At 56.2% G+C, this 13,062-nt stretch carries 11 protein-coding genes; 6 read left to right on the plus strand and 5 right to left on the minus strand.

From position 1 onward, the window contains the following. Positions 1-215: 215 nt before the first annotated feature. From JK199_RS10930 to JK199_RS10945, 4 genes are all read right to left on the minus strand, one after another. Positions 216-1,058, minus strand: coding sequence for an energy transducer TonB (locus JK199_RS10930; RefSeq protein WP_244985085.1), 843 nt, complete (start codon positions 1,056-1,058; stop codon positions 216-218). Continuing rightward, positions 1,055-1,522, minus strand: a complete 468-nt coding sequence (gene exbD / locus JK199_RS10935) for a TonB system transport protein ExbD (protein ID WP_212375868.1) — start codon at positions 1,520-1,522, stop codon at positions 1,055-1,057. Before exbD ends, JK199_RS10930 begins: the two co-directional genes overlap by 4 nt. A gap of 6 nt (positions 1,523-1,528) precedes the next feature. After that, positions 1,529-2,269, minus strand: a complete 741-nt coding sequence (gene exbB / locus JK199_RS10940) for a tonB-system energizer ExbB (RefSeq protein WP_212375871.1) — start codon at positions 2,267-2,269, stop codon at positions 1,529-1,531. 195 nt (positions 2,270-2,464) lie between these two features. Continuing rightward, positions 2,465-3,379 carry a helix-turn-helix domain-containing protein gene (locus JK199_RS10945; RefSeq protein WP_212375874.1) on the minus strand — a complete coding sequence of 305 codons (915 nt, stop codon included), beginning with the start codon at positions 3,377-3,379 and terminating at the stop codon, positions 2,465-2,467. Between the two features lie 152 nt (positions 3,380-3,531). On the opposite strand from JK199_RS10945, the gene JK199_RS10950 reads away from it, so the two are divergent. The 4 genes from JK199_RS10950 to JK199_RS10965 all read left to right on the plus strand — a co-directional run bounded on the left by JK199_RS10950 (position 3,532) and on the right by JK199_RS10965 (position 8,360). Then, positions 3,532-4,278, plus strand: coding sequence for an SDR family oxidoreductase (locus tag JK199_RS10950; protein ID WP_212375877.1), 747 nt, complete (start codon positions 3,532-3,534; stop codon positions 4,276-4,278). A gap of 185 nt (positions 4,279-4,463) precedes the next feature. Next, on the plus strand, positions 4,464-4,925 hold the full coding sequence (locus tag JK199_RS10955; RefSeq protein WP_212375880.1) for a (2Fe-2S)-binding protein: 462 nt from the start codon (positions 4,464-4,466) through the stop codon (positions 4,923-4,925). After that, positions 4,915-7,113: a xanthine dehydrogenase family protein molybdopterin-binding subunit gene (locus JK199_RS10960; protein WP_244985086.1), complete on the plus strand. Its 2,199-nt coding sequence runs from the start codon at positions 4,915-4,917 to the stop codon at positions 7,111-7,113. The genes JK199_RS10955 and JK199_RS10960 overlap by 11 nt, the downstream gene beginning before the upstream one ends. After that, entirely contained in the window at positions 7,110-8,360 is a 1,251-nt protein-coding gene (locus JK199_RS10965; protein WP_244985087.1) for a cytochrome c, read from the plus strand. Before JK199_RS10960 ends, JK199_RS10965 begins: the two co-directional genes overlap by 4 nt. Here JK199_RS10965 and JK199_RS10970 read toward each other — a convergent pair. Further along, a complete protein-coding gene (locus JK199_RS10970) occupies positions 8,350-8,919 on the minus strand; it encodes a cupin domain-containing protein (protein WP_415454966.1) in 570 nt (189 codons plus the stop codon). The genes JK199_RS10965 and JK199_RS10970 overlap by 11 nt on opposite strands. A 293-nt stretch (positions 8,920-9,212) precedes the next feature. Between JK199_RS10970 and JK199_RS10975 the strand changes: the two genes are divergently transcribed. Together JK199_RS10975 and JK199_RS10980 are read left to right on the plus strand one after the other, a co-directional pair. Next, the gene (locus JK199_RS10975) at positions 9,213-11,783 is read left to right on the plus strand and encodes a TonB-dependent receptor (RefSeq protein WP_456304280.1); all 2,571 of its coding nucleotides are present in this window, start codon (positions 9,213-9,215) and stop codon (positions 11,781-11,783) included. Beyond that, positions 11,783-13,060: an amine dehydrogenase large subunit gene (locus JK199_RS10980; protein ID WP_212375886.1), complete on the plus strand. Its 1,278-nt coding sequence runs from the start codon at positions 11,783-11,785 to the stop codon at positions 13,058-13,060. Before JK199_RS10975 ends, JK199_RS10980 begins: the two co-directional genes overlap by 1 nt. Positions 13,061-13,062: the final 2 nt, after the last annotated feature.

Raw genomic sequence — 13,062 nt, forward strand, 5'->3', positions numbered from 1 at the left:
AAGGTGAAGCCTCATTTTTTGAGGGCTGTCTGAGTCAGGATAACCCACTGGCTGCCGGTCTGGCGGCCAGTGGGCAACCGCTATCCGGTGGTCTCGAGAGTTAACTCCGGCGCTTACAAAACGGTTTGTGCTGATGTGTCTGCCAGTCTGAGAAGAGCCTGCGTGTTGAGTAAGCCTGGCGGGACGACCAAGTGGCAGTCCGCCAGCCAGCAAGACTAATGGATATCAAATTCAACCGGCACCGTTAAAGTAATGGGCTCTCCCGGTACGCTTTCAGGCGGGGCGGGTAAAGGCTGGGCGCGTTTGGGAAGCGCAAGGGCTTCGGCGTCCAGAAGAGGATGCCCAGAGCTTTTGCTTAATCTGACAGACAAGACATGGCCCGCGCGGTCCATGGAAAAGGTAACTGTCGGGACACCTTCTTCATGCTCAGCCATCGCCGTTTGCGGGTAGCGTTTAAATTTTTCAAGCTGAGCCAGCAAAGCGCCCTGCCATGTTACAGGATCATGCGCCGCGTTTGGTGAGGAGACGCCTGAGACCGGTGCTGCCTGAGGAGAGGAGGCGGGTGTTGCAGCAGAAGGAAGAGAGGCTGCCGCTGCGTCTATCTGCTGGCTGTTCTCAGGCGACGTTTTTTTTAAGTTTGGAACTGCTTTGTGCTTTTTAACAATCTTATAAAGTTTCTCCGGCTTCGGGACGGGAACTGGCGGAGAGGGAGTTGGTGATGGAGGTGCCGTTATTTTGGGTGGTTCGACAGGTGTGGGCACCGGTACGGGCCGGACGTGCTGGGGTGGCATGGGTACGTCTTGCCGGGATGTGGCAGCCGGGACTGGTGCAGGGACCATATCAATAGCAATTGCGGCCGCCGGGGCTGCTGCAACAGGGGTAACAGGGTGCGGGGCGCTGGTGATCCACGCGGTCACTCCTGCGGTGGCGACAAGCACGCTCATGAATGAGAGACCCCATCTTAAAGTCTCTTCCCGCCTTTCCCGCTGTGTTTTTGAAGAATGCCATTCTGTGAAAGACGCCGCCATTGGTCCGATCTGGCCGGATGCTCTGCTCATCGTGGGGTGTCCGTACTGCCTGATTGAGCAGGATGGGCTTCCTGACCTTCCTCCAGCCCCTGAAGATTGACCAGCGCGACTTTCAGAAAGCCTGCTGTGCGCAATTTATCCATCACGCTCATCAATGTGCCGTAATCCACAGTCTTGTCTGCTCTCAGGAAAATGCGCTGTTCCTTGTTGCCTTTGGTGGCGCTGTTCAGAGCAGTGGCCAGAGTCTCCGTCGCGATTGTTTCCTCTCCCAGCGCCAGACTGTGGTCAGCTTTTACAGTCAGAAAAACAGGATCATCTGGGCGGGGAGCTGGTTTTTCACTGGAGGACGGGAGATCGACCGGCACGTTGACAGTTGTGAGCGGGGCCGTGACCATAAAGATCACCAGCAGGACCAGCATGACATCAATAAATGGGGTGACGTTTATCTCACTCGCTTCATGCGGGTTTTCATCAGTGTGACGAATACGGAGCATGAGCGGTTATTCTCCCGCCAGACGCGGAAGATCAAAACGCACAACCTGTCCGGTTTTTGTTAAAGCCTGCATACGGCCCAGATCGCGAGAGACAAGGCGCATCACAAGAGCGGTGAGGTCAGCAACCTGTGCCCGGCAGGCGGCACTCTGGCGGGCAAGGTGATTATAAATCACCACGGCAGGGATAGCGGCAACCAGCCCCAGCGCCGTGGCAAGCAGGGCCTCCGCAATGCCCGGTGCGACAACGGCCAGACTGGTGGCTTTGCTGGCGGCAATGCCGGTAAAAGATGTCATGATACCCCAGACGGTACCGAATAGCCCGATGAAAGGGGAGGTAGCGCCAATGGTGGCAAGCAGGCCTGTCCCACGCATCAGTCTGCGGCCTTCAGCGGCTTCCAGCCGTTCAAGGTGCAGGACGATACGCTCTTTCAGCCCGTCATTATCATCAACAATATCCTGAGAGCGTGTCCGTTCCTGCTCGGCCGCCATGACGAGGGTGTGGGCTATGCCGCTCTGCCGCGTGCTTTCTTCCCCCCAGTCGAGAGTATTCGCGTTTTCCAGCGCCAGTTCTGCTTTGCGCAATTGGCGGCGAATTTTAAAAAACTCAATGGATTTCGCAATAAAAATGGTCCATGTCAGGATACTGGCCACAGCGAGGAGCATCATGACACAGCGCACAAGCGGGCCTGCATTGATAAACATATCCCATGGGGAGAACGATAATGCAGAGGGCGAGAGCGTTGGCATGAGCGGTAAACCTCCAGAAAACAGCGCGTGGCGCGTCACAAGGCCAGAAGAAGCACCAGACGAACATTTATGAGTACTATTTGCTATATAAGCAACTAAGAATCATTCTCATATATAAGATGGCGTCGCTTTGGAAGTGAATAACATCACGGTGATCCGGAGCAGGGAGAAGACTCTTTGTTTCTCGGCAAGACCTCAAAGTGCTCTGTAACAGCGTGGACTGACGCCGGTTGTTTTGCGAAAAATCTGCGCAAAGTGGCTCGGGCTCTCATAGCCGACAGCCAGGGCGATCTCTATGACAGGCAAATCTGTCTGGAGCAGCAGATGGGCGGCCTGTTCCATCCGGACCTGTATGAACCAGCGCGACGGGCTTTGCCCCATAGTGTTGTGAAAAGAGCGGCTGAAATGAAAGCGGCTCATGCCACACAGCGCCGCCAGCACGTCCAGATCAAACGGTTCGGCAAGATGGGCTTTCATATATGTCAGCACTTTGCGGAGTTTCCACGCCGGGAGTTGCGCGGCCCTGCGCTGAGGCCCGGTGTTTGTATCGGCATACTGCCGAAGCAGATGAACGGTCAGACTTTCGAGAAGGCCGTTCACCAGTAAAAGGTTTGCCGAAGGCTGAGAAAGCATTTCTGCTGTCAGGCCATTCAAAAGCCCCGTGAGAAATGCATCCTGTGCGCCGGAGATATCCCGCATCCGGCACCGGGATGGATTTAATCCCAGAGAACGTGCCGCACGGCCGACAAGGTCAGACCCCAGATAGAGATGAAGAACCTGAAACGGATATTCGGACAGGGTCTTCCATCGCATCAGGTAGGGAGAGCCTGCCTGTGTCAGGAAAAAAGAGCCGGTTTGAGCGTCAGTCCGCGTCCATTCTCCCGCCAGTTCCCGCTCTTCAATCTGTGCTTCTCCTGACATGACCCAGACGAGCAGAGGCTCTGCTACGGCTGGAACCAGAAGATCTTCCTCCTGTGGTGGCCGGTTAAAGATCTGAGCTTCAGCGTCTTTCCACGCGTCTCCGTCGCTTTGTACGATTTTGCGACCGGGAATATGCTGTTCCAGCATCTGGCTGGTGAAGCGCAGCGGGGATTGGTGGCGTAGAGGCATCAGGCTTTGCTGGTGTGGTGTCACGTAAAAATGCAGAAAAAAGCAAAATCACAATAGTTCAGGCAAAACGTCAAGCGAACGGGTCTGGTCCTTTTTCTATAGAAGTTTCCTCAAAACTGTGCCGGTTTTTGGCACGTTATAAGGATATGACTATGGAACATTCGGGCAAAGTAGCACTTGTAACCGGCGCATCTAGCGGGATTGGGGCTGCTACAGCACGCAAACTTGCGGCAGAAGGTCTGATTGTGGGGCTTGCGGCGCGGCGCGTAGAGCGTCTGGAGGCTCTGGTTGCGGACATTGCGCAGGCTGGCGGGAGAGCCGTTGCGCTGCAAACCGATGTGACGGATCTGGGCTCCTGCAAAGCGGCTGTTCAGACTGTAGTGGAGCAATTTGGCCGGCTGGATGTATTAGTGAATAATGCGGGGGTGATGCCTCTGTCGGATGTTGACAGCCTGAAGGTTGCGGAATGGCAGCGTATGGTAGATGTGAACATCTCCGGTGTTTTTAATGCTACGGCGGCTGCCCTGCCGCAGATGATCGCGCAGCATTCCGGCCATATCTTCAACATGTCCTCAATTGCTGGCCGTAAGGTTTTTAAGGGGCTTGCCGTGTATTGCGCGACCAAGGCCGCCATTACAGCGTTTTCTGACGGGTTGAGAATGGAGGTTGGGCCAAAGCATGCCATCCGCGTGACCTGTATTCAGCCCGGAGCCGTTAAATCCGAGCTTTATGAACAGATTACAGATGCGGGCTATCGTAAACAGATGGACGATCTGGCGGCATCCATGACGTTTCTTGAGGGGGAGGATATTGCGGAAAGCATTCTCTTTGCCCTGAAATCACCAGAGCGCATGGATGTTGCCGAGTTGTTTGTGCTCCCGACTGAGCAGGGATGGTAACGCGCACCTGCCGGTCTGATAGGGGGGCTGCATGAGGGCAGCCTCCGCGTGTTTGCGCTGGAGCAGGCAGGGTAAAATTACGATGGTGGGGCGTATTCATCCTCACTGGCCTTTAACTGCTGGCCTGCTTTGGGGTATCATACCTTACGGATACGCAACAGTCAGCGCAGTAAGGCCGGATTTGTATGAGGTTTGATCTCAAAGTTAACGGCACTCCGCGTGAAGTGGACGTGCCAGCGGATATGCCCGTCCTCTGGATTTTGCGGGATATTCTGGGGCTGACCGGCACTAAGTATGGCTGTGGGGTTGCTCAGTGCGGGGCGTGCACCGTGCATCTTGACGGGCAGCCTGTCAGGGCGTGTCTGCTGACAGTTTCAGCGGCCGCCGGGCGCGATATTCTTACCATTGAAGCGATTGAACACACACAGGCAGGGGCGAAGGTGCAGCAGGCCTGGCTGGATGAAGAGGTGATCCAGTGTGGCTACTGCCAGTCCGGGCAGATTATGGCGGCCACCGCATTGTTGCAGCAAAATCCGCACCCGACGGATGCCGAGATAGATGAAGCAATGGCTGGCAATATCTGCCGGTGCGGGACGTATGTGCGTATCCGTAAAGCCATTCATAAAGCTGCGTCCGATGAGGTATAAGCGCCCTGAAACGCAGAGCGGCCTTCTGCCAGCCTCCCGCCGGGCTTTGCTGGGTGCTGCGGTTAAGGGGGGCGGCGGGCTGCTTCTGTCCGCCTTTCTGCCCGGCCTGCCGCTTTTGCAGGCTGCGAGAGCGCAGGATACCGCGACAGGGGTCGTTTTCCGGCCAAACGCATTTATCCGGATTACGCCACAGGGCGTTGTGACGTTTATCATGCGCTATGCGGAGATGGGGCAGGGGATTTACACCGGCATTTCCATGCTGCTGGCCGAGGAGCTGGGCGTTACGCTTGATCAGGTGACTGTTGAAGCCGCACCGGCTGATCCGGCTTACGTGGATAGCGTGGCGGGTGAGGAAGAGACGGGTGGGTCATCCTCCACGCGGGATAGCTGGGTGCCCTTGCGGGAGGCCGGGGCCGCGGCACGCATGATGCTGGTGGCCGCAGCCGCGCAGATCTGGGGTGTGCCGGAAGCTGCCTGCCAGACACGGAACGGGCAGGTTTTCCATCCTGATAGCGGGCGGAGCCTGTCCTATGGCGCTCTGGCGGAGGCTGCGGCGCGTCAGCCTGTTCCGGCAAAAATTGTCCTCAAGTCCCCTTCTGATTTTTCGGTGATTGGCACAAATCCCCGCAGGCTGGACACAAAAGCCAAAACCAACGGCAGTGCGCAGTTCGGGATAGATGTGCAGGTTCCGGGGATGAAGATCGGGCGTATAATGGCCTGCCCGGTTAAGGGCGGACATCTGACAGGGTATGACCGTGCGGCCGCTCTTGCTGTTCCGGGCGTGGTGGATGTGGTGACGCTCCCGGATGCGCTTGCCGTCATTGGTGAACACATGTGGGCCGCGATCAAAGGGCTGGATGCGGCAGCCCCGCAGTGGGACTTTGGCCCGAATGCCGCGACCTCCAGCAGTGACATTATTGCCCGCATGAAAGCGGCCTCAGACCAGTCCGGCATTGTGGCGCTGAAGGCCGGAAACGCGGAGTATGCCCTGAAGCAGGCGCACACGCGCATTGACGCTGTGTATGAACTGCCTTTTCTGGCGCATGCGGCGCTGGAGCCGATTAATACAACCTTGCATATTCGCCCGGACGGAGCGGATGTGTGGGTTGGTACGCAGGTGCCCGGTCGGGCGCGGCAGGAAGTGGCAGACGCTACCGGTTTGAAGCCTGAAACAATAGCGGTGCATAATCATCTGATTGGCGGCGGGTTCGGGCGCAGGCTTGATTCAAATTCCATTGGTCAGGCAGCCCGTTTTGCAAAACAGGTGCCTTATCCGGTCAAGCTGATCTGGACACGGAAGGAGGACATCACGCATGATCAGTTCCGCCCATATTATTATGACCGCGTTTCTGCTGGCCTGACGCAGGACGGTGCTATTAGCGGCTGGCATCATCGCACAACCGGGTCTGCTGTCACGGCGCGCTGGTATCCGGAAGGAATGCAGGGCGGGCTGGACCCTGATGCCGTGGAAGGCGCGACCCAGACACCTTATAACCTGCCTGACCATCTGGTTGAATTTGTGCGGGATGAACCCGCGGCGGTTACAACGCTCTGGTGGCGCGGTGTCGGCCCGACGCACAATGTGTTTGTTGTGGAAAGCATGATTGACGAACTTGCGCATCAGGCCGCGCAGGACCCGCTGGCGTTCCGCAAGACGCTGGCAGCCCACCAGCCGCGTGCGCTGAAAGTTCTGAATGAGGTTGAAAAACAGTCTGGCTGGGGCAAGAGCCTTCCACCGGGGCACGGGATGGGGGTTGCGCTCCATTACTCTTTTCAGACATGGGCGGCGACGGTGCTGGAGGTTGCCGTGGAGGCTGATGGGCAAATCAGGCTTATTCAGGCGCATAACGCTGTGGATTGCGGCCCGGTGGTGTTCCCGGACGGCATTGTTGCGCAGATTCAGGGCGGCCTGATTTTTGGCCTGACAATGGCGCTTTATAATGAAATCACGTTGAAAAATGGGCGTGTTGAGCAAACAAATTTTCATAATTACCGGATGATGCGTCTGAATGAGGCCCCGGATATTCAGGTGCATCTTGTGTCAGACCCGGACGCTGAAATTGGCGGAATTGGTGAGGTTGGCACTGTAGCGGCAGCTCCCGTGCTGGCGAATGCCCTGTTTGCAGCAACCGGGAAGCGTCTGCGTCGTATTCCGTTCGCCAGACAGATGGGAGGAGGCAAGGTATGACGCTCTTCCGTTCTTTTAAAAATATGCTGTATGCCACGGGATTTGCGTCTTCCATCTGGTGCAGTGCGGCGGCTCTGGCGGAGAGTGTTCCTGCGTCAGCCGATAGCCAGCAGCCGGAGCAGGTAAGGCGTGGGGCGTATCTTTTCCGTGCCGCGGACTGTGCCGCCTGCCATACCGCGCCGGACGGTGCTGGTCTGACGGGAGGCCGCCCGTTTACCCTGCCATTTGGCACGGTTTTTGCGGTCAACATTACGCCGGATAAGCAGACAGGTATTGGAAATTATACCGATACTGAATGGCTCAGAATGTTGCGGGACGGCGTGGGCCGTGGCGGGAAACATCTCTATCCCGTTATGCCCTATACGGCCTACACGTTGCTGAGCGATGCTGATGCACTGGCAATCCGGGCATATCTGTTCAGTTTGAAGCCTCAGCAGGCCCCGGCACGGCAGAACCAGCTCAGCTTTCCCTTTAATCAGCGCTGGGGGCTGATATTCTGGAACTGGCTGAACAATCCGGACAAGCGGTTTCAGCCAGACCCGGCCCAGTCCGGTGCATGGAACCGCGGGGCTTATCTGACGGAAGCTCTGGGGCATTGCAGCCAGTGCCACACGCCCAGAACCCTGACATATGGGCTGAGTCGCAAAGCCTATGCGGGTGCGATGCAGATGGGCTGGAGGGCCTATAATCTGACATCGGACAGGCAGCATGGTCTGGGGAACTGGTCGGAAGACCAGCTTGCGTCCTATCTCTCGACGGGCGTTGCCAGCGGAAAAGGACCAGCGTCAGGGCCAATGGCGGAAGCCGTTGAGCATGGCCTGCGTTATATGACGCAGGAAGACATTGCCGCCATGGTGACATATCTGCGCAGTCTGCCCCCCATTGCGGAAGGACCGGTTGCGCACCCGATGCCTTCCGGGGATGCCGGTGCGCTGAATGCTGTTGCGCGGCGCGGGGAGGGGCTGTTTGCTCAGGCCTGTGCCGGGTGCCATCTGCCAGACGGTCAGGGGCGGCAGTCGGCGTGGGCTGCGCTGGGGGGAGCGCATAGTGTGTCGGATCCGGCGGGGGATAATCTGGTGCAGGTTTTACGCACGGGCACAGCGCTGGAAACAGCGCAGGGGCGCGTTTTTATGCCCGGCTTTTCAAAGGCCTATACGGCGGAAGAACTGGCGGCCATTACGGCCTATGTGACGGCCCATTTTGGCAACACACAGACAGCTATTAAAGCTTCTGCCTTTAAAAACTAGGAGGCGTTGCCGCACTGACGATGTGGCAGGGTTCCTTGCCGATATTGCGGAAGCGATGCGGCAGGTGGCTGTCAAAGTAATAGGCATCTCCGGGGCCGAGAAGGGTCCGCTGCTCAGCAACGGTAATTTCAATCTCCCCGCTGATGACCACGCCGCCTTCTTCCCCGGTATGTTGCAGCATGGCTTTGCCGGTATCGGTGCGCGGCGCGTAGACTTCATTCAGGATTTGCAGGGCGCGGCCGTTCAGATTTGTCCCGATCTGGCGGTAGGAAATCCCTTTGCCGCCGATTTCCCGCAGTTCATGCGCGCGGTAGAACAGTCTGCGTTCATCCTGCTGCTCAAATGCAAAAAACTCTGACAAATTCATGGGCAGGGCATGAACAATCTGCCGGAGCAACCCGACTGACGGGTTGATGGCGTTGGATTCAATCAGCGATATCGTGCCATTGGCCACCCCGCACCGCCGTGCCAGTTCACGCTGGGACAGGCCGCGTTGTGTGCGTAGAGCATAAAGTGTGCCGCCAACATCCATAATGTCAGCCTTGTTCTCTGATGACATTTTTTAATCGTAATGAAGAAACAGGGCGGCTGGCAAGAGGCGGGTTTGAAAAAGCGAACGCTGATCGCCCCGGAATGTCGCTGTTTAAAGTGTTTTTGATGCTGAACACATAGCCCGCTGCGCGGGTGAAGGCTGCGGGCATAGAAAAAACGTATAAAACTGTTGCGATGTAGTATTGTTCTCCATATCATAACATCAGTGAAACGTTTTTGCGGGGTCTGTAAGGAGCCCCCTGCGCCCCGTCTGTTTTGTATCTGTGTAAGGCCAGTCTCACGGCGGGAGAGGGCAGGCAGATGCTCCGTGGCGCAAGGAAAAGCGTTTTTCATTCTCGCCTTTGCTGGCATTCAAATGTGGAAGAACCAGACGTGAGCAGAAAATCCAGCCCTGCAGACAGGGTGACGTCCCGCCGTAAACTGCCCCGTCGATGTGCCGTGTCGGTTTCCGCTTTGACAATGCCCGCGCTGCTTGCAGCGGATATTGCAAAAGCTGCCGCGGGCAATACTCCTGCGCCGGTTTCATCATCCCTCTCATCGTCCGGTGCTTCACAGGCGCATCATATCCCCCGCGCCAGGTCCTCCGTGCATAAAAGGACAGCTGCCTCTCGTGCCCCTGCGGGGGGGAGGGTGGTTCCTGTTGCCCGGCATCGGGATCATGGTCCTGTGCAGGGCGGGAGCGAGGCTCTGGACGTGAGTTCTCACCGGAGTGTCTCCCGTGGGGCGGATAATGTGGTTTCCAAAGCGGTGATGGAGCAGTTTACGCCCGGCACCTCTGTGCTGAAAGCGGCTGACCGGCTGCCGGGGGTCAGTTTCAGTTCAACAGACCCGCTGGGGATCGACCTCTGGGGGGCCAGCATTTACGTGCGCGGCTTCTTTATGGACCAGCTTGGCGTCACGCTGGATGGGATTCCGCTGAATGACCAGACCTATGAGAGCAATAACGGCCTGAATATCATTCAGGCAGCTATTTCTGACGATATTGATCGCAGCATCATCTCGGAAGGGCCGGGTGGGGTGAATGTGCCTTCCACCTCCACACTGGGCGGCACAATGCAGTTTGAAACGGGAGACCCGAAGGACCAGCTTGGCGGCAAAGTCTCTCAGGGCTTTGGCAGCTACAGTTCTTTCCGCACCTATGCCCGGCTGGACAGTGGCAAGCTTAACAGCACCGGCACCAAGTTCATGACGGCCTATTCCCGTTCAGACGAGGGGATGTGGGCGGGCGGCGGCTCCCAGTTCCAGCAGCAGGTGGACGCCAAGCTGGTGCAGCCTATCGGGCATGAGAGCGTCATGAAGGCGTTTTTCAACTGGAGTGATCTAGCCGAATGGAATTATTGGGATACATCTCTGGCAATGCTGGACGGGCTGGGCTGGCGCACGCCGCATCTGTACCCCAATTACGCAAAAGCTTATAATTATGTGGCAGGGAACATTTCCCTTCCAACCACGGACGCCATTGAGGCTAACGGAGATTCTCCTTACCTGTATGATGGCGGCCAGCATGAGATTAATTACACCGGCGGCCTGAATTTTGATCTGGCTCTCACGGAGCGTCTGCGCTGGCGCTCCACTCTGTATGGCACCAGCCAGACCGGGTATTATACGTATTCTGATACCTCCACCCCCTCGGCGGATACGGAGGCCCCGTTCTCTCAGGAGGTCTGGCAGAACCGGCAGGAGCGGTACGGGTTTACAACAAGCTTTTTATATAAAATTGCTAATCATAGTCTTGATGCTGGCGTCTGGTATGAAAACAACAATCAGGAAGCCGGATTATTCTGGTATAACGAGCCGACATTGGGGCAGGGCGCTCCGCTTAAAACTGTTGGCCCGTATGATACCTATGGCAAAGCGTTCCAGCAGGGATACGGGTTTAACTGGAGAACCAACAACTTCGCGTTCCATTTGCAGGATACCTGGCGGCCGATTGAAAATTTGCGTGTTACGGCAGGTTTCAAGTCCATGCTGGCGACCACTGCGGGCGGGGCGTCTTACAACAATCCCGATTACACCGGCGCGGATGCACTGCCTAATGGCACCATGACGGCATCCAGCGCATTTTTGCCGCATGTTGGTGCAAGTTATTATTTTTTGAAAAATCATGAGTTCTATTTTGATCTTGCGGAAAATATGCGCACCTATCAGGTGCTGCCGAACGGGGTTGGAAATTCACCATGGTCCGTGCAGGATCAGACTGCGTTCAAAAAACTCCAGAACGGTGTTTCCCCTGAAAAAGACTGGGTTTATGCCGTTGGATACCGGTATACGGATAAGCTGATACAGGCCAGTCTGGCCGGATATCATGTGGATGCCAGAAACCGCCTTCAGGCAGCAACGGAGGGGACTATTCTGGCTCCTGTCTCCACTGTTGTGCCAACCAGCGTGCATACAAATGGTGTTGATGCCGCAGTAACGCTGACGCCAATTAAAGGGTTGGCCCTGTATAACAGTGTCAGTTACAACCACTCGACCTATGGCGGTAATATTTCCACCTCTGATGGCGTTTACTACACAAAAGGCAAAAAAATCGTCAATTTCCCGCAGTTTATGTATAAGGCCAACCTGTCTTATCGCTGGAAAGGGCTGGAAACGCATTTTGACGTGCATTATTATTCCAAACGCTACTATAGCTACGTGAATGATACGTCTGTGCCGGGGTACTGGCTGGCCAGCACGGGGGGGCGGTATAATTTCGGGAAGGTTGGGTTTGCGAAAAATCTGTCAGTCGATTTCAATGTCTACAACCTGTTTAACTCGAAATATATTTCCATGATGGGGCAGAACGGAAACCCGATGTCAGGAGATTATCAGTCTCTGGAACGCGGTGCTGTGCGTGAATTTTTTGGCACGGTCAGTGCGGAATTCTGATGCCGCTTTTGTCTTTCCTGCGCGGCACAGCTGTGCTTCCATCCGCTTTCTCAGCCAAAGGGTTTGATTTTATGCGCTATTCCACAGCTCTCCGGGCCAGCACCGCGGCCTTTGCACTGGGCCTTGTGGCGCTGGGCGCCTTTTCCGCAGCACCGGGAAAAGCCCGGGCGGATGAGCCGGTGGTGCAGGAGGAAGAAAGCGATATTATCAAGCTCTCTCCGGTCACACCTCACCGTATTCTGGTGCAGGATACGGCAGGCACCCATGCCAAGGATGGCCGCATTTATGTGGTGGATGCGGATAAAGGCAAATTGCTGGGCATGGTGCAGGCTGCCTATAACGGGAATGTTGTGCAGGACCCGAAAGGGCGGGCTTTTTACGTGGCGGAAACGGTGTGGTCACGCGGCAACCGGGGCGACCGTCTTGACCTTTTGCCTGCCTATGACCCACAGACCCTGACCATTACGAATGATGAAGTTCTTCCCGGCAGGGCGCTCGTGACACCCAAGAAAAATGATCTCGCCATCAGTCAGGATGGCAGCCGGGTTTACGTCTTTTCCATGGTGCCAACAAACGCGGTGCATGTTGTGGAGACTGCCACACATACGGTAAGTCAGACGGTGGATCTGCCCGGTTGTGCTCTGGCCTACCCCTGGGGGAATGACGGATTTACGTCAATCTGTGCGGATGGTGGCCTTGCCAATGTCAGCCTGAAGGCTGGCAAAGCAGACGTGACACACACAAAGCCATTTTTTGATCCTGAAAAAGATGCTGTTTTTGAGCACAGCCCCACCCGGCGGCCAGATGGCAAAACATGGTTTATTTCCTACAGCGGTCTTGTGTACCCCACCAGCCTCTCTGCCGAAAGTAAAGTGGAAGCCCCATGGTCTATTCAGGAAGCGGCCGGCCTGAAAAAAGCACCCGCTGCTGAAGCGCCTTTTGCAAAAACATGGCGTCCGGGCGGGTGGCAGTTATCTGCTTTGCATTATGCCAGCGGGCATCTGTTCGTGCTGATGCATGAGGGGACGTTCTGGACTCATAAAAAGCCCGGAACGGAAATCTGGGAGCTGGATACAGCGACTCATAAACTGGTGCGCCGCATCAAGCTGCCTGTGCCTGCAAGCATGGTGGGAGTTACGCAGGACGAAAAGCCGCTGCTGTTTACCAATGACAGCACCGGAGACCTGTTGATCTGGGATATGAAGACCGGAAAGCAACTGCGTAAAATGCAGCATCTGGGTGATGATTTGTACTTTACCATCGCACTGGGCGAATAAGG

The sequence above is a fragment of the Acetobacter persici genome (assembly GCF_018256955.1).
Taxonomy (GTDB): Bacteria; Pseudomonadota; Alphaproteobacteria; order Acetobacterales; family Acetobacteraceae; genus Acetobacter; species Acetobacter persici.